We start from the raw sequence: 16,119 nt of genomic DNA on the forward strand, positions 1-16,119 counted from the left end.
GAGTTATCGCCAGAAGACAACGTCGCGTCTAACGTCATTGAGGTGAAGAAATCGCACGTCGACGCCCCGGACGCCGACGTCGTCGGGGTGAGGGGTTGCGTCGCCGAGGTCGCCAGCCGATTGCACGGGCGGCTGGCCGACGCGACGGCGGAGATCCATCGCGCCCTGGAAAACCAGATCCCGGACCTGCCGCGGGAACCTCGCATCATGGAGCTGCTCGGTGCGAGCATCGAGGGCAACGTCGACACGATGTTGCGCGCGTTGCGCTACGACATCGCCGTCGAGCGCGTCGAGGCGCCCACCGCGGCGCTGGAGTATGCCCGCCGATTGGCGCAGCACGGGGTGCCCGTCAACGCGCTGGTGCGGGCCTACCGGCTCGGCCAGCGCCGGATGAACGAGCTGATCTTCGCCGAGTTGCGCGAGGTCGATATCCCGGACGGGTTGCGGGTGGCGGTCATTGAGGCGATGAGCGCCGCGATGTTCTCCTACATCGACTGGATGTCCCAACAGGTCGTCGCCGTCTACGAAGACGAACGCGAGCGGTGGCTGGAGAACCAGAACAGCCTGCGCGGCCTGCGGGTGCGCGAGGTATTGGCCGCCACCAAGGCCGTCGACGCCGACGCGGCCACCACGGCGATCCGCTATCCGTTGCGCTGGTACCACCTGGGGCTCGTCATGTGGTACCCGGAGGGCGATGGCGCGGGTGACGAACTGGCCAGGCTGCAACGATTCCTGCGCGAGCTGGGCGAAGCCGTCGCCGTCGACGCCGGGCCGCTGTTCGTGGCCGCCGACCAAAGCTGCGCATGGGGGTGGCTGCCCTACCGTGCCGCGCCGACCGACACCGCCGACGTGGTCACGAAGATCCGCCGGTTTGTGCTGACCCGTCCGGACTCGCCGAACGTGGCGCTCGGGTCGGCCGGAGCCGGTGTCGAAGGTTTTCGCCGCACCCACCGGGACGCGATGGAGGCCCGCGGCGTCGCGGCGGCCGGGCGGCGGCCGAACGCTTCGGCTCCGACGGTGGTCGCCGCCACCGATCCGGGGCTGTCGGTCGTGGCGGGACTGGGCGGCGACGTCGACCGGATGCGGGGCTGGGTCGACACGGTGCTCGGCGATCTCGCGAGCGACAACGACAACGACGCGCGACTGCGGGAGACGTTGCGTGTCTTTCTGGGTTGCGGTTCCAGCTACAAGCTGGCCGCCGAGGAATTGAACATGCACTTCAACTCGGTCAAGTACCGGGTCGGACGTGCCGTCGCGAGGCGCGGGCGGGAGATCGGCACCGACCGGCTCGACGTGGAGGTGGCGCTGCTCGCCTGCCACTGGTACGGAAGCGCGGTGCTGCGCCAGCCGTGAGGGTCAGCCCATCGCGGGAGCGGCGACGCGACGGGGCACCGCGAGCCGCGGAAGGCGAACCGCCGAGACCGCACGGATCGGCCGGTAGGTCGGTCGCAGGTCGCGGAAGAAGTGGACGGCGTGGACGGTCAGCGGAATCAGCACGGGGGCGAAGACCGCCGTCACGTAGCTCGCGATCACCAGCATTGATTCGAACATGATGTGCCTGCGTTTCCCCGCTGAGCGGAATCGAAGATGTTGCGGTCTGATTCGCGGCAGAACTTAACGGCGCTGCGGCGCCGCACGGATGTCGCCGAGCAACGAACTTGCGACGCGTTGTTGTCTTCCGGCGACAATGGGGCGCCGCGGACGATCCGTTATCACAGAGCGCTGCGCGGTGTTGGCCGCGCCATTGTGCGATACCGAATTGTGTTGCCAAAGACATTTTCTTTACGCCGACGGGGGCGAATCATATTGTCATGACGAATACCGATCAGACCGTGTTTGAAGGTCCGTTACGGCAGCTTGCTCGCAGTGCGTGGCAGCTGCTCCTGCTCATCGGCCTCGCTGCCGTGGCCCTGGGCGTCATCGTGCTGGTCTGGCCAGGCAAGACACTGCTGGTGGCGGGTGTCCTGTTCGGCATCTACCTGGTGGTGTCCGGCATCGGATACATGTTTGCTGCATTTGGCACACACGCCGGCGCGGCAATGCGCGTGCTGGCATTCCTCACCGGCGTCGTGTCGCTGGTGCTGGGATTCTTCTGCTTCCGCGATAAATTCGAGGCGATCTGGCTCTTGGCGCTGTGGATCGGCATTGGCTGGGTTTTCCGGGGGATGACCCTGCTCGTCGCTGCGCTGTCCTTCGATCACATGCCCGGACGCGGCTGGCAGGCGCTCTCCGGTGTGATCATCGTGATCGGCGGCGGCGTGCTGATCATCTCGCCGATCGATTCGATGGCGGTCCTGACCCTGGTGGCCGGGTGGTGGTTGATAGTCATCGGCATCATGGACGTCATCACGGCGTTCCAAACCCGCAGCCGGGCCAAGGCGTTGACCGGCTAGGGCAGTCGCCGTTCGACCTCGAAGGCCAGGCACAGCTCGGCGAGATCCCTTGGCCGCGAGAGGGATCGGCTCGTCAGCTCCTCGATGCGGCGCAACCGGTGCCGCACCGTGTTGGGATGGCAGAAGATCTTCGTCGCGGTGTCGTTGGCCGAGCCGCCCGCCTCGACCCAGGCCCGGAACGTGTCGATCAGGATGGTGCGTTCCTCGTCGGGCAGTTCGTCGACGCGCGACAGCACCATCGATTTGATCCTGGCCATCGCTTCGGGCGCGCTGACCGCCGCGACGGCGAGCGGGGTGTCATCGAAAAGGGAGACCAGCGATTGGCCGGAGGGTTTGCCGGTGACCGCGACCCTGGCCAGTCGCAGCGCGTCGCTGGTGTCGGCAAGCTCCTTAAACGCCGGGCTGATGCCGACTCGCGCGGTTGCGGCCTGGCGGAGCACCTCGACGAGGACGTTGAGCCCGTCGGTCGGTTCGGGGCCCCGGAGGTGGACGATGCCCACCTGCAGGTCGGGCAGCAGCCGCCACGCCGACCGGATGTCGCGGGCCGACAGCTTGTTTTCGATCGCCGGCAATCCCAGCTTCCCGATCGCGGGCAGCTCGGCCGCCACCACGGCGTAGGGCCCCGAGGTGGGTAGTCGCAGCAAATCCGCCGCCTCCCAAAGGCTTTGGCTGTCGGTGATCCGGTGAGCCAGCAGCGCTTCCACCAACGCCGACCGTTCTTCCTCGCGCTCGAGAATCTGCGTGGTGAGCTGCTGGCGGTAGGCGGTGGCCATCGCCTGGGTGAAGGTGTCCTGCGCGAAGAAGATCCGGGCGGTGGCATCCAAGATGGCGTCGGTCGGTATCGCCGCGGCACGGGCGACGGACAGGGTCTCCTCCCACACGGAACGAAAACCGATGCGGTAGGCGGTCATCACCGCCGGCAGCGGTACACCGGCGAGCGCGCGCTCGGTGCCGGTGCGCTCCGCGGGCGAGACGTCGACATCGGCGCCGCCGGTGAGCGAGTCGAATATGAACGTCACGTTCGCGACGCAGCTTTCGGCCACTTGCTCCTTCGTGACGACGCTGCCGTCGCGATAGGCCGCGATCTCGCGGCACAGCAGGTCGGCCATCGCCGTCCCCAACGCCGGGGCGCGGGCCAGCATGAGCCTGCCGAGTTCCACGACGTGCGGGTCCACCGTTGCGCCCGGCCGGACGCCGCGGCTTTTCGATGCCACGCCCATACCGCAAACCTTATGCCCGGGCGCCGGCGAATGTGACCGGTCACAGCCAACCGGCACGGTCGTTGTTTCCGCAAACATTGTCCCCCCGGGCCGCCCGGATCACGCTTGATGCACGCAGGAAACCACGTCCCGGAGGCACCCCATGACCACGTTGAGCGCCAACCTCGTCGCATCGAAAGATCGTCACCCGCAACGGGTGGCGCTGCGCTGCGACGACTTGCGGTTCAGCTACGCCGAATTCGACGCCGCCGCGGCCCGGGTCGCGACGCTGCTCGAGCGCGCGGGAGTCGGGCCGGGCGACCGGGTGGGCGTGATGCTGCCCAATACACCGGCGTTCGCCATCGCGTTCTACGGCATCATGTATCGGGGCGCCGTCGCGGTCCCGATGAACCCGTTGCTCAAGGCCCGCGAGGTCTCCTACTACCTGTCCAACACCGCCGCCAAGGCGCTGTTCGCCACGCCGGCCTTCGCCGAGGAGGCGACCGCCGGGGCGGCCGAGGCCGGGGCGCACTGCTGGATCGTCGACGACGCCGCGCTGGCGGACCTCATCGCCGACCTGCCCGCCCAGAACGCCCCGGTGCCGCGCGACGACGACGACGTCGCGGTCGTCCTGCACACGTCCGGGACCACGGGTAAACCCAAGGGCGCCATGCTGACCCACGGCAACCTCGGCCGCAACGCCGAGGTCAGTGTCCGGACGCTGGTCAAGCTCGGCCCCGACGACGTGGTGATGGGGTGCCTGCCGTTGTTCCACGTCTTCGGGTTGACGTGCGCCCTCAACGGTTCCGTCCTCAGCGGTGCGACGCTGACGCTCATTCCGCGCTTCCACCCGGCCAAGGCCCTCGAGGTGATCGAGCGGGACGCCGTCACGGTGTTCGAGGGCGTGCCGACCATGTATTCGGCGTTGCTCGGCGTGGCGGACGAGGCGGCGTCCCGGGCGACGCGGAGCCTGCGCACCTGCGTCTCGGGCGGCGCGGCGCTGCCTCTGCAGGTCCTCACCGACTTCGAAAAGGCTTTCGGATGCACGGTTCTCGAGGGGTACGGGCTTTCCGAGAGTTCCCCGGCGGCCGCGTTCAACCATCCGGACCGGCCCCGCAAGGCGGGCTCGATCGGCACCCCGATCGAGGGCGTCGAGATGCGGGTGGTCGGCCCGGACGGCGTCGAGGTCCCGCGGGGGGAGACGGGCGAGATCCAGATCCGCGGCCACAACGTGATGAAGGGCTACTGGAACCTTCCGGACGCGACGAGGGCCGCGGTGACCGCCGACGGCTGGCTCAACACCGGCGACGTCGGGCGCGTCGACGAAGACGGCTATTTCTACATCGTCGACCGCACCAAGGACATGATCATCCGCGGCGGGTACAACGTCTATCCCCGCGAGATCGAGGAGGTGCTCTACGAGCACCCCGCGGTGGCCGAGGCCGCCGTCATCGGCGTCCCGCACGATTCGCTCGGCGAGGACGTCGGCGCCGCGGTTGCGCTCAAGCAGGGCGCGGTCGCGACGCCGGAAGAGTTGCGCGACTACGTCAAAGCGCGGGTGGCCGCGTACAAGTACCCGCGCCTGGTGTGGCTCGTCGACGCGCTGCCCAAGGGACCGACCGGCAAGCTCCTCAAACGCGAAATCACCGCTCCGACAACCGAAAGCACGCGATAGCCATGACCACCCAAACGACCAAACCCGACGAGCTCGCCGCCCCGCTCGACCTGCTGCTGACCAGCGCCACCAAGCCGTTCGTCAGCCGGATGATGCCCGACGACACCTGGACCCGCTTCGGTGTCAACCTCGCAAAGCAACCCGGCGCGGTCGCCGGCCGGGTCGGCGCGCTCACCCGTGAGCTCGGCGCCGTCGCGGCGGGCAATTCGGAGCGCGTCCCGGCCCGGGCCGACAAGCGCTTCAGCGACCCCGCCTGGCAGGACAACCCGGTCCTGCACCGGATCATGCAGGCCTACCTCGCGGCGGCCGAGGCCGCCGAGGGGCTGCTCGCCGACGCCCAGCTGGACTGGCGGGACAACGAGAGAATGCGGTTCGTCATCGACAACCTCGTCGAGGGCCTGGCCCCGAGCAACAACCCGCTGATCAGCCCGCTGGGCTGGAAGGCGATGATCGACACCGGCGGGCTGAGCGCGGTTCGCGGGCTGAAAGCCTTTGCGCGGGACATGCTTTCGAAGCCCAGGGTGCCCGCGATGGTCGAGCCCGACGCGTTCGTGGTGGGCGAGACCGTGGCCGTCACGAAGGGGGCGGTCGTGCTGCGGACGTCGATGTTCGAGCTGATCCAATACGCGCCGCAAACGCCGAAGGTCAACGAGATCCCGTTGTTGATGGTGCCGCCGGTGATCAACAAGTTCTACATCATGGATATCGCCCCCGGGCGCAGCATGATCGAGTACTTCGTCCAGCAAGGGCAACAGGTCTTCGCGATTTCGTGGCGCAATCCGCAAAAGCGGCACCGGGATTGGGGCTTCGACGCGTACGGGGCCGCGATCGTCGAGGCGATGGATGCGGTGCAGAAGACCGCCGGGACCGACAGCACCCACCTGCTGGCCACCTGCTCGGGTGGCATCCTGGCGGCGATGACGGCGGCCCACCTCGCAGACATCGGAGAGGGCGACCGGATCGCGGGCCTCAACCTGTCGGTCACCGTGCTCGACGAGACCCGGGCCGGTTTCGCGGCCGCCATGATGAGCGACCGCGCGGCCCAGGCGGCGATCCGGGTCTCGCGCCGGAAGGGCTACCTGGACGGGCGGGACATGGCGGAAATGTTTGCCTGGCTGCGGCCCACCGACCTGGTGTGGCGCTACTGGGTGAACAACTATGTGCAGGGCCGCAAGCCGGCGGCTTTCGACGTCTTGTTCTGGAACGCCGACACCACCCGGATGACCGCCGCGTTGCACCGCGACATGATCCTGATGGCGCAGCGCAACGCCCTGGTCACCCCGGGCGCGCTCACCATGCTGGGCAGCCCGGTCGACCTGGGGAACGTCACCGCCGACGCGTACGTCGTCGGGGGCATCGCCGACCACATCTGCCCGTGGCAGGCCACCTATCGCAGCGCGCGACTGCTGGGCAGCAAGGACAACCGCTTTGTGCTGTCGACCAGCGGCCACATCGCCGCGTTGGTCAACCCGCCCGGCAACCCCAAGGCGTCCTTCCGAACCGGTCCCGTCGATGCCGAAGACCCGAAGCAGTGGCTGGAGTCGTCGCAGAAGTCCAGCGACTCCTGGTGGCCGGACTACGCCGGCTGGCTCGCCGAGCGCAGCGGCGCGCAGGTCGATGCACCGACAACCCTTGGGGCAGAAGGTCTCCCGCCGCTCGGGCCGGCCCCCGGCGGCTACGTGATGGAGAAGTGAGTGAAGCGCAGCGCACCGCAAAGGCGCCTCCGCGTGATAACGCCCAGCACGATCGGCGAACAGCGCTATGTCACCGCGGGCGGCCAGCGGATCCGGGTCAACGTGCGACAGGGAACGGGCGTACCGCTGGTGCTGTGCAACGGCATTGGGGCAAGCCTCGAGGTGCTCGATCCGCTGGTGGAGCGGTTGGAGTGCACGGTCATCAGGTTCGACGTGCCCGGGACCGGGGGATCGCCGACGTCGCTGCTCCCGTACGGCTTCCCCTACCTGGCCTGGGTGTTGGGCCGCGTGCTGACCAAGCTGGGCGTCGGCGTGGTGGACGTTCTGGGGCTGTCCTGGGGCGGCGCGCTCGCCCAGCAGTTCGCGTTCCAGAACCCGCGCCGCTGCCGGCGGATGGTGCTGGTGGCAACCGGCACCGGCGTCTTGATGGTGCCGGCCCGCCCGTCGGTGCTGGCGAAAATGGCCACGCCACGAAGGTTCTCGGATCCCGACTACGCCGCCGCCATCGCCAGTGAGCTCTACGGCGGTACCGTCCGCGCTCACGGTGAAGACGTGGCGCGGCTGTATGTGCGGCAGCTGCACGCCGGATCGAAGGTCGGCTACGTGCACCAGCTGCTCGCCGGCTCGGTGTGGACCAGCCTGTTCGCCCTGCCCGCGCTGCGGCAGGAGACGCTGATCGTGGCCGGCACCGACGACCCGATCATCCCGGTGGTCAACGCCCGCATCATGCACGCGTTGCTGCCGCACTCGCGGCTGCACCTGCATTCCGGCGGCCACATCGACGTCGTGCACAACGCGGTCGAACTCGCGCCCGTCATCGAGAAGTTCCTCGACGAACCGGGGGAACGCGCCTAGGGTGCAACACCTTTGGCGCGCGAGCGTAACCTGGCTGCGAAATTTGGCGTGGATTTTCGCAGTGCGGTTACGCTCGCGGAGCCGGGAACGCGCCTAGGCCTGGATGTCCGCGGTGACCGCGCCAGTCAGCCGGATGAGGTCCTGAGGTGACACCGCGACGTCCCATCCCCGACGGCCGGCGCTGCAGTACACCCGGTCGAACGCGAGCGCGCCGGCGTCGACGACCGTGGGCAGGCGCTTGCGTTGCCCGAACGGCGACACCGCGCCGACGATGTATCCCGTGGACCGTTGGGCGGCACCGAGTTCGGCCATCTCGGCCCTGGCCACTCCCAGCGCCGCGGCCGCGGCCTTGAGCGACAATCTCGACGCCGCCGGCACCATCGCGACGGCCAGCCCGTTCGGCACGGCGATGATCAGCGTCTTGTAAATCTGCTCCGGCACCACGCCGGCGCGGCCCAGCGCGTGGACCGCCTCGACGCCGAACGACGCTTCCCGCGGATCGTGACCGAACTTGACGATCTCATGCGGCACACCGGCTTTGACGAGCGCCGCGATGCCCGGTGTGGCGGCGGCGGCCATGCTAGGGACCCGTATACCCCGGCGGGTTGACGCCGTCGACCCAGAAGTCGACGCCGAGCTTGGAGCCGGGAATGCAGTCGTACACCGACAGGTCGGTGACGCCGGATTCCACCAGCACGTCCTCGCAGAGCAGCATGTTGCCGGTGTACTCGCGGGCGGGCTTGTTGAGGATGACGTAGGCCGCGTCGGAGTACACCTCGGGCTTGCGGGCCCGGCCCATCGCCTCGTCGCCGCCGAGCAGGTTTTGCACCGCGGCCGTGGCGACCAGCGTGCGCGGCCACAGCGTGTTCGACGCGATGCCCTCGTCGCGCATCTCCTCGGCGATGCCCAGCGCGCACAGCGTCATGCCGAACTTGGCCATCATGTAGGCGGTCGGCTTCAACCACTCCTTGCCGAGCAGCACCGGCGGCGACAGCGTCAGGATGTGCGGGTTCTCCCGGCCCTTCATGTGCGCCAGGCAGGCCTGCGAGACGGCGTACGTGCCGCGCACCTGGATGCCGTTCATCAGGTCGAACCGCTTCATCGGCACCTCGGTGATCGAGCCCAGGTTGATCGCCGACGCGTTGTTCACGCAGATGTCGATGCCGCCGAACTGCTCGACGGTCTTGGCCACCGCCGCCTCGACCGATTCCGGGTCGCGGACGTCCCCGACGATCGGCAGGGCCTGCCCGCCCGCGTCCTCGAGCTCCTTGGCGGCCGTATATACCGTGCCCGGCAGCTTGGGGTGCGGCTCGGCGGTCTTGGCGATCAGCGCGACGTTGGCGCCGTCCTGCGCGGCGCGTTTGGCGATCGCCAGGCCGATTCCACGACTGGCACCGGAGATGAACATGGTCTTGCCGTTCAGGGACATGGCGTCACATTAACGCCACGCCCGAACCAGCCCCGATTCCGCCCGGGAAATAGCCGGCTGCCCCATGCTGTTAAAACAGTCGGTTTCTGATGCAGATGCGCGGCCCGGACAGACACTGTCAGGGGCAGCCTTTAGATTGGGAGGAGCAGTCTGGTGCCAACCGCGACGTGCCTAATGGGCGCTGCCCAGCGGGACGAGCAGTTGACCCGGTCGCTTGCGAGCTCGGCGGCTTTCTGGGTGCCGGCCGGCGACATCGCTGCAGAAGGGACCGTGTTACTGAAGATGGCCGATACCGACGGCGAGGCGACTCTGGGGGCTGCCGAACCGGCACCGCCGCAGGAGACGGACGAGGAACTCACGGCGCGATTCGAGCGCGACGCGATTCCGCTGCTGGACCAGCTCTACGGTGGTGCGCTGCGCATGACGCGCAACCCCGCCGACGCCGAGGACCTGCTGCAGGAAACGATGGTGAAGGCCTACGCGGGATTCCGCTCGTTCCGGGCCGGCACCAACCTCAAGGCCTGGTTGTACCGGATCCTGACGAACACCTACATCAACAGCTACCGCAAGCGGCAGCGCCAGCCGGCTGAGTACCCGACCGAGGAGATCACCGACTGGCAGTTGGCGTCCAACGCCGAGCATTCCTCGACCGGCCTGCGTTCGGCGGAGGTCGAAGCGCTCGAGGCGCTGCCCGACAACGAGATCAAAGAGGCGCTGCAGGCGTTGCCGGAGGAGTTCCGGATGGCCGTCTATTACGCCGACGTCGAGGGTTTCCCGTACAAGGAAATCGCCGAGATCATGGACACGCCGATCGGGACGGTAATGTCTCGGCTGCACCGCGGCAGACGTCAGCTGCGCGGTCTCTTGGCCGACGTGGCCAAGGAGCGCGGATTCAACCGTGGCCAACATGCGCACGAGGAGGTGCCGTCATGAGCGAGTCTGCCGGCCCTGCCGAGCCCCGCGCCGATGACAGCCATTCCCACGGCCTGGGCTGCGCCGAAGTGATCGCCGAGGTATGGACCCTGCTCGATGGCGAGTGCACGCCCGAGGCGAAGGAGCGGCTGCGCCAGCACCTCGAGGCGTGCCCCGGATGCTTCCAGCATTACGGCATCGAGGAGCGGCTCAAGGCGCTGATCGCGACCAAGTGCACGGGCGAGAAGGCTCCCGAGGGCCTCAAGGAACGCCTCCGGCTGGAAATCCGCCGGACCACCATCATCCGCGGCGGGGAGTAGCTACTCGGTCAGGAGTTGGGCCGCTTGCCGTGGTTGGCCTTGCTGTACTTGCGGTCGCGCTTCTTTCGGCCACGCTTGGCCATCTCTTCGAACCTCCGTGATTGGTCGGGCGCCGCGCACCCGTTAGCTTGCCTCACATTGTCTCACGCCCCGCGTGCCGCGGTCCCGACCGGTCCTGTGGTTCGATATACATGAGCTCGACAGACCAGCAGTCGGCATGCACCAACGGCCAGGATGAGTGGGGTGAAGATGGCGGAGGATGTTCGCGCCGAGATCGTGGCCAGCGTGCTCGAGGTCGTTGTCAGCGAGGGTGACCAGATCGGCAAGGGCGACACGGTGGTGCTGCTGGAGTCGATGAAGATGGAGATCCCGGTCCTGGCCGAAGTCGACGGCACCGTCAGCAAGGTGAGCGTGTCGGTGGGCGACGTCATTCAGGCGGGCGACCTTATCGCCGTCATCAGCTAGCCGTTTGGGCCGTTCGTATTTTGCCGCCGGGAATCGACGCGGGGGTGATGGATGTCCACGCTCGGTGATCTGCTCGCCGAACACACGATGCTGCCGGGCAACGCGGTCGACCACCTGCACGCGGTGGTGGGGGAGTGGCAGCTGCTGGCCGACCTGTCGTTCGCCGACTACCTGATGTGGGTTCGCCGCGACGACGGCGTGCTCGTGTGCGTGGCGCAGTGCCGCCCGAACACCGCGCCCACGGTGCTGCTCACCGACGCCGTGGGCAGCGTCGTCCCCGCCGACCGGCTATCGCTTGTCGCCGAGGCTTTCGACACCGGCGCCGTCGTGCAGGAACACCATGCGGGCCAACAACATTCGTCGGAACTGCCCGGCCCGCACGTCGAGGCGTCCCCCGTGCGCTACGGCGGCAACGTGGTCGCGGTGCTGACCCGGCACCAAACCGCGGAAGCTGCCGTTCGCGCGTCCGGCCAGCTGGAGACCGCCTACCAGGAGTGCGCCACGGACCTCATGCACATGCTCGCCGAGGGCACCTTCCCCGACGTCGGCGACGTGGTCATGTCGCGCTCGACCCCCCGGGCCGGCGACGGCTTCATCCGCCTCGACGTCGACGGCGTCGTCGCCTATGCCAGCCCCAACGCGCTGTCGGCGTACCACCGGATGGGGCTGACGTCCGAGTTGGAGGGCCGCAACCTGGTCAAGGTGACGCGGCCGCTGATCTCCGACCCGTTCGAGGCGCAGGAGCTGGCCGAGCACGTGCTCGACCTGCTCGCCGGCGGGCGGAGCATGCGGATGGAGATCGACGCCGGGGGAGCCACGGTGTTGCTGCGGACGCTGCCGTTGGTGGTGCACGGCGCCAGCGCCGGTGCCGCGGTGCTGATCCGCGACATCACCGAGGTCAAGCGCCGCGACCGGGCCCTGATCTCCAAGGACGCGACCATCCGCGAGATCCACCACCGGGTGAAGAACAACCTGCAGACGGTGGCCGCGCTGCTGCGCCTGCAGGCCCGACGCACCGCCAATGCCGAGGGACGGGAGGCGCTCATCGAGTCGGTGCGCCGGGTGTCGTCGATCGCCCTGGTCCACGACGCGCTGTCGATGTCGGTGGACGAGCAGGTGAACCTCGACGAGGTCATCGACCGGATCCTGCCAATCATGAACGACGTGGCGTCGGTAGACCGGCCGATTCGCATCAACCGGGTCGGCGACCTGGGCGTGCTGGACTCCGACCGCGCGACGGCCCTGATCATGGTGATCACCGAACTCGTCCAGAACGCGATCGAGCACGCCTTCGACCCGGCCGCCCAGGAAGGGTCCGTCACCATTCGCGCCGAGCGCTCGGCGCGCTGGCTCGACGTCGTCGTGCACGACGACGGCCGCGGACTGCCCGACGGGTTCAGCCTGGACAACTCCGACAGCCTGGGCCTGCAGATCGTGCGGACCCTGGTGTCGGCGGAGCTGGACGGCACGCTGGGGATGCGGCACGCCCCGGCCCGCGGCACCGATGTGGTGTTGCGGGTGCCGATCGGGCGGCGGACGCGGCTGCTGCTGTAGTTGGGTCTACACAACGGTGCGGCCCCGACAATCGTCGGGGCCGCACCGTATGCAGACTGCGTCAGACTCCGCTGCGTGCCTTCGTCCGGGCGTTGCGACGCTTGAGTGCGCGCCGCTCATCTTCGCTCATGCCCCCCCAGACGCCCGAGTCCTGGCCGGTGTTCAGGGCCCACGACAAGCATTCCGTGGTCACCTGGCACCGATTGCAGACCAGTTTCGCGTCAGCGATCTGCGCGAGCGCCGGGCCGCTGTTCCCTACCGGGAAGAACAGCTCCGGGTCCTCGTCGCGACAGACCGCCTTGTGGCGCCAATCCATAAGTTGTTACTCCTCACTGAGTGCGCAGCAAGGCGCACGGTCTTTTTCTTCGGCTGTTAAAGCGTGCACAAGAAAAGGGTCCGCGCCCCTACATGAATTTCTGCATGCAACCTTTCGATCGTTTCACAGGCTCTACAGATGTCAATAGTCGTGCGTAGCTCGTGGGCTATCTCACTTCACAGACTTCTTATTCGAGCCCTTAGTCCGTTGTACTACACTGCCCGGCGATCTCCGCTGTGATTTTCGTCCGGTTGGCCCGTCTCCGCAGCTCAGAGGTGGTTTTTCCCGGGCGGCGCGACCACCGGCAGCGCATCCGGGACCGTCCTGAAAGTCATGGTCTGGCGCAGGCCGAGGTAATCCCCGTCGAACTGGCTCGCCACCGGGCCATCGGTCGAGGTCACCCGCAGGCAGGAGGCGTCATCGTCGCGGATGAGCTGTTTCGGTTCGCCCTTCGGGCCGTTGCCCAGTAGTTGGCTGACCAGCCGCAGCGTGGGGAACACCTTCATCTCGGTGAGCGCGAACACTCCGAGGCCCGATTCGAAGCTGCAGCCGGGGTTGGTGACCAGCGGGCGGCTGTTGCTGTAGGTCCACGGGCTGGTGTTGGACACCCACGCGAAGTGCACGCCGCTGACGGGCTCGCGGCCGGCCAGCTCCACCGTCAGGATCGGCTCGCGACGGCGAAAAGCCAAGGTGACGGGGATCGCCACGCGCCAATAGCGCAACGGGGTGACCTTGACACCCTTGTCGCGCTGCCTTTCCACCGCGGCCACCACCTCCGCATCGACGCCCATCCCGGCGTTGATCACGGCCCACTGCTCGCCGCAGTCGATCAGGCTGATGCGACGCCACGTCTGGTGACGGCGGTAGTCGTCCAGCAGCTGGATGAGCTGGTTGGTCGCGGCGACCGGGTCGGGCGAAATGCCCAGCGAGCGGGCCAGCACGTTCGCCGACCCGCCGGGCACCACCGCAAGGGCGGGCACGTGCCCCGAGGCCGCGGTGCCGGGGCGGCCCAGCAGGCCGTTCACCACGCCGCTCACCGTGCCGTCGCCGCCGTGCACGACGACCAGGTCGACCCCGTCCTCGACCGCCTTGTGCGCGAGTTCGGTGCCGTGACCCCGGTGACTGGTGTGTTCGACGGTCAGCTGCAGGCGGCTCTTGAGCGCGTGCGCGAGAAGGTCGCGACCGGCTGCGGTGGTGGACGTGGCTGTGGGATTCACGATCAGCACGGCGCGCATGATCCACGAGCTTAGGCGGTGCGACGATGCACGCCGCTCGTCGGCGTGAGGAGGAGCAGCGCAATCAAGGGAGGCGGGCCCGTTATGGCCACGCTGTGCGGTAATGGCCCGTGACTACGCTGGCGCTGTGAACCCGCGCGCCCCGTCCACCGTCCGCGCGGCGGGTTTGATCGTCGCGGTAGAGGGTGTGGCGGCGCTGCTCATGGCGGCGGTGCTGGTGGTGCGGGGGATCGCGGGGGCCGACCAACGCGTGGTCAACGGGCTGGGCACGGCGGTGTGGTTCCTCCTCGTCGGAGCCGTGGTGCTTGCCGCGGGGCGCGCGCTGGTCCTGGGCAAGCGCTGGGGCCGCGGGGTGGGCGTTTTCACCCAACTGTTGTTGCTACCCGTGGCGTGGTACCTGGCGGTCGGCTCGCACCGGCCGGCGTTCGGCGTTCCGCTGGGCGTCGTGGCGCTGAGCGTGTTGGTCTTGCTCTTCACTCCGGCGGCCGTGCGCTGGGCCGCCGGCCGCGATCAGGGCCGCCCCGCCAGCTCGGCCAACGGCGGGCCCGACAGCCGGTAGGTGGTCCATTCGCGCTGCGGCGCGGCGCCGACCCCGTCGTACAGCGCGATCGCGTCGACGTTCCAGTTCAGCACCGCCCACGACAACCGGGTGTAGCCGTTGTCCAGGCACTCGCGGGCCAGCGCCGACAGGAGCTTGCGGGCCAGACCGCGGCGGCGAAAACCGGGCCGCACGAACAGGTCTTCGAGGTAAATGCCCGCCACCCCGTCCCAGGTGGAGAAGCTCATGAACCACAACGCCATCGCGGCGACCTCGCCGTCGACCTCGGCCACGTGCCCGTGCACGACGGGTGAATGGCCGAAAAGCGCTGTCGAAATTTGCGTTTCGGTGACGGTACATTGCTCGGAGGCACGTTCGAATTCGGCGAGCGCGTGAATCATGTCGGTAATATCGCCGGCGTCCGCCGTGTTGGCGCGGCGGATGTTTTCCGTCATTGCCCGGCTCCCAGCGCGTTCAAAATGGTGGCGAATTTCGTTGTGGTTTCTGCGACTTCGGCGTCGGGGTCGGATTCGGCGACGATGCCCCCACCGGCGCGCGCGAGCGCGGTGCGGCGGTCGGCCGACAGTTGCGCGCAGCGCAGCGACACCACCCAGTGGCCGTCGCCGCCGGCGTCGCACCAGCCCACGGCGCCGGCGTAGAAGCCGCGGTCACCCTCCAGCTCGGCGATGAGCTCGGTCGCGGCCTTTGTCGGAACGCCGCCGACCGCCGGGGTCGGGTGCAGCGCCAGCGCCAGATCGATTGCGGTGGTTGACTTGTCGCGCAGGCGGCCACTGATCGGGGTGCACAGGTGCCAGACCGCGGCAGTGCGGCTCAACTGGGGTTCTTCGGCGATGGTCATTTCGTCGCACAGCGGTTCCAGCGCCGCCCGCATGGTGTCGATCACCAGACGATGTTCGTGGCGGTCCTTGGCGGAACGGGCCAGCGCGGCCCCGTTGGCCGTGTCGGCCTCCGGGTCGGCGGCCCGCGGGGCCGAACCGGCGAACGGCTGGCACACCACGCGATCGCCGGTGCGCGCGACCAGAAGTTCGGGGCTGGCGCCCACCAGGGCCACGCCCCTGTAGTCGTCGCCTGCGGCGCTCAGGTCCACGAGGTAGCCGTAGGCGGCGGGGTCGGCGGTGATCAGCCGGCGCAGGATCACGCGCGCGTCCAGCGGCGCGTCGGCGACCAGTTGCAGGGCACGGGCCAGCACCACCTTGTGCAGCGGGTTGTCTTCTGCCGCCAACTCGTCGCGGGCGCGAATGATCCGGACGCGGTAGTCGGCCGGCGGCGGCACCGCGGCGGCGACGCGCACCGGCGGCAGCGGGCCCGCCGGCCAGTCGGGCGGCCCGTCGATGGAACGCACGGCGCCCGGCACCAGCAGGGCCGCGGGCCGGCTCACGTCGAAAGGCAACGCGCCCAACACTATTGGGGCGGATCCGGAGCGCAGCGCCTGCTGGGCGGCGGCGACGTCGCTGTAGCTGGTGAGCACCCCGTCGGCGACCATCGTCCCGCGGGGCCCGCACAGCGCGAACGG

The 16,119-nt window shown here is 68.5% G+C and carries 19 protein-coding genes; 10 read left to right on the forward strand and 9 right to left on the reverse strand.

The window, feature by feature from the left end:
• Positions 1 to 42: 42 nt before the first annotated feature.
• Complete coding sequence (locus AC5Y4S_RS02375) at positions 43 to 1,353, forward strand: PucR family transcriptional regulator (RefSeq protein WP_500029460.1); 1,311 nt, start codon at positions 43 to 45, stop codon at positions 1,351 to 1,353.
• 3 nt (positions 1,354 to 1,356) lie between these two features.
• Here AC5Y4S_RS02375 and AC5Y4S_RS02380 read toward each other — a convergent pair whose 3' ends face one another.
• The gene (locus AC5Y4S_RS02380) at positions 1,357 to 1,551 is read right to left on the reverse strand and encodes a hypothetical protein (RefSeq protein ID WP_500029461.1); all 195 of its coding nucleotides are present in this window, start codon (positions 1,549 to 1,551) and stop codon (positions 1,357 to 1,359) included.
• 260 nt (positions 1,552 to 1,811) lie between these two features.
• On the opposite strand from AC5Y4S_RS02380, the gene AC5Y4S_RS02385 reads away from it, so the two are divergent.
• On the forward strand, positions 1,812 to 2,393 hold the full coding sequence (locus AC5Y4S_RS02385; protein WP_500029462.1) for an HdeD family acid-resistance protein: 582 nt from the start codon (positions 1,812 to 1,814) through the stop codon (positions 2,391 to 2,393).
• Here the strand turns inward: AC5Y4S_RS02385 and AC5Y4S_RS02390 are convergent.
• Positions 2,390 to 3,613, reverse strand: a complete 1,224-nt coding sequence (locus tag AC5Y4S_RS02390; protein WP_500029463.1) for a PucR family transcriptional regulator — start codon at positions 3,611 to 3,613, stop codon at positions 2,390 to 2,392. The genes AC5Y4S_RS02385 and AC5Y4S_RS02390 overlap by 4 nt on opposite strands.
• 142 nt (positions 3,614 to 3,755) lie before the next feature.
• Here AC5Y4S_RS02390 and AC5Y4S_RS02395 point away from each other — a divergent pair, with 142 nt between their 5' ends.
• Genes AC5Y4S_RS02395 through AC5Y4S_RS02405 form a run of 3 tightly spaced genes read left to right on the forward strand, consistent with a single transcriptional unit; the run spans position 3,756 to position 7,816 of the window.
• Complete coding sequence (locus tag AC5Y4S_RS02395) at positions 3,756 to 5,267, forward strand: long-chain-fatty-acid--CoA ligase (RefSeq protein ID WP_500029464.1); 1,512 nt, start codon at positions 3,756 to 3,758, stop codon at positions 5,265 to 5,267.
• A gap of 2 nt (positions 5,268 to 5,269) precedes the next feature.
• On the forward strand, positions 5,270 to 6,961 hold the full coding sequence (locus AC5Y4S_RS02400; RefSeq protein WP_500029465.1) for a PHA/PHB synthase family protein: 1,692 nt from the start codon (positions 5,270 to 5,272) through the stop codon (positions 6,959 to 6,961).
• Between the two features lie 33 nt (positions 6,962 to 6,994).
• Complete coding sequence (locus tag AC5Y4S_RS02405) at positions 6,995 to 7,816, forward strand: alpha/beta fold hydrolase (RefSeq protein WP_500029466.1); 822 nt, start codon at positions 6,995 to 6,997, stop codon at positions 7,814 to 7,816.
• A gap of 93 nt (positions 7,817 to 7,909) precedes the next feature.
• Here AC5Y4S_RS02405 and AC5Y4S_RS02410 read toward each other — a convergent pair whose 3' ends face one another.
• Positions 7,910 to 8,395 carry an aminoacyl-tRNA deacylase gene (locus AC5Y4S_RS02410; protein ID WP_500029467.1) on the reverse strand — a complete coding sequence of 162 codons (486 nt, stop codon included), beginning with the start codon at positions 8,393 to 8,395 and terminating at the stop codon, positions 7,910 to 7,912.
• 1 nt (position 8,396) lies between these two features.
• Positions 8,397 to 9,245: an SDR family oxidoreductase gene (locus AC5Y4S_RS02415; RefSeq protein ID WP_500029468.1), complete on the reverse strand. Its 849-nt coding sequence runs from the start codon at positions 9,243 to 9,245 to the stop codon at positions 8,397 to 8,399.
• 282 nt (positions 9,246 to 9,527) lie between these two features.
• Here AC5Y4S_RS02415 and AC5Y4S_RS02420 point away from each other — a divergent pair, with 282 nt between their 5' ends.
• Together AC5Y4S_RS02420 and rsrA are read left to right on the forward strand one after the other, a co-directional pair.
• Positions 9,528 to 10,178 (forward strand): sigma-70 family RNA polymerase sigma factor, encoded by a 651-nt coding sequence (locus AC5Y4S_RS02420; RefSeq protein ID WP_173817447.1) that lies wholly within the window; start codon positions 9,528 to 9,530, stop codon positions 10,176 to 10,178.
• Complete coding sequence (rsrA, locus tag AC5Y4S_RS02425; RefSeq protein ID WP_085188302.1) at positions 10,175 to 10,477, forward strand: mycothiol system anti-sigma-R factor; 303 nt, start codon at positions 10,175 to 10,177, stop codon at positions 10,475 to 10,477. Before AC5Y4S_RS02420 ends, rsrA begins: the two co-directional genes overlap by 4 nt.
• Before the next feature lie 8 nt (positions 10,478 to 10,485).
• On the opposite strand, the gene AC5Y4S_RS02430 is transcribed toward rsrA, so the two are convergent.
• The gene (locus tag AC5Y4S_RS02430) at positions 10,486 to 10,560 is read right to left on the reverse strand and encodes a 50S ribosomal protein bL37 (protein WP_003416889.1); all 75 of its coding nucleotides are present in this window, start codon (positions 10,558 to 10,560) and stop codon (positions 10,486 to 10,488) included.
• Positions 10,561 to 10,726: 166 nt separating this feature from the next.
• On the opposite strand from AC5Y4S_RS02430, the gene AC5Y4S_RS02435 reads away from it, so the two are divergent.
• Both AC5Y4S_RS02435 and AC5Y4S_RS02440 read left to right on the forward strand, forming a co-directional pair.
• The gene (locus AC5Y4S_RS02435; protein WP_067159260.1) at positions 10,727 to 10,942 is read left to right on the forward strand and encodes a biotin/lipoyl-binding carrier protein; all 216 of its coding nucleotides are present in this window, start codon (positions 10,727 to 10,729) and stop codon (positions 10,940 to 10,942) included.
• 51 nt (positions 10,943 to 10,993) lie between these two features.
• On the forward strand, positions 10,994 to 12,496 hold the full coding sequence (locus AC5Y4S_RS02440) for a sensor histidine kinase (RefSeq protein ID WP_500029469.1): 1,503 nt from the start codon (positions 10,994 to 10,996) through the stop codon (positions 12,494 to 12,496).
• 61 nt (positions 12,497 to 12,557) lie between these two features.
• On the opposite strand, the gene whiB1 is transcribed toward AC5Y4S_RS02440, so the two are convergent.
• Together whiB1 and AC5Y4S_RS02450 are read right to left on the reverse strand one after the other, a co-directional pair.
• Positions 12,558 to 12,812 carry a transcriptional regulator WhiB1 gene (gene whiB1 / locus AC5Y4S_RS02445; RefSeq protein WP_066932419.1) on the reverse strand — a complete coding sequence of 85 codons (255 nt, stop codon included), beginning with the start codon at positions 12,810 to 12,812 and terminating at the stop codon, positions 12,558 to 12,560.
• A gap of 269 nt (positions 12,813 to 13,081) precedes the next feature.
• Positions 13,082 to 14,047 carry a diacylglycerol/lipid kinase family protein gene (locus AC5Y4S_RS02450; protein ID WP_500029470.1) on the reverse strand — a complete coding sequence of 322 codons (966 nt, stop codon included), beginning with the start codon at positions 14,045 to 14,047 and terminating at the stop codon, positions 13,082 to 13,084.
• Between the two features lie 103 nt (positions 14,048 to 14,150).
• Here AC5Y4S_RS02450 and AC5Y4S_RS02455 point away from each other — a divergent pair, with 103 nt between their 5' ends.
• Positions 14,151 to 14,606, forward strand: coding sequence for a hypothetical protein (locus AC5Y4S_RS02455; RefSeq protein WP_500029471.1), 456 nt, complete (start codon positions 14,151 to 14,153; stop codon positions 14,604 to 14,606).
• On the opposite strand, the gene AC5Y4S_RS02460 is transcribed toward AC5Y4S_RS02455, so the two are convergent.
• Complete coding sequence (locus AC5Y4S_RS02460; protein WP_500029472.1) at positions 14,558 to 15,040, reverse strand: GNAT family N-acetyltransferase; 483 nt, start codon at positions 15,038 to 15,040, stop codon at positions 14,558 to 14,560. The genes AC5Y4S_RS02455 and AC5Y4S_RS02460 overlap by 49 nt on opposite strands.
• Complete coding sequence (locus AC5Y4S_RS02465; protein WP_500032065.1) at positions 15,037 to 16,089, reverse strand: isochorismate synthase; 1,053 nt, start codon at positions 16,087 to 16,089, stop codon at positions 15,037 to 15,039. Before AC5Y4S_RS02465 ends, AC5Y4S_RS02460 begins: the two co-directional genes overlap by 4 nt.
• Positions 16,090 to 16,119 lie beyond the last annotated feature (30 nt).

The sequence above is a fragment of the Mycobacterium sp. NGS64 genome, assembly GCF_059812245.1.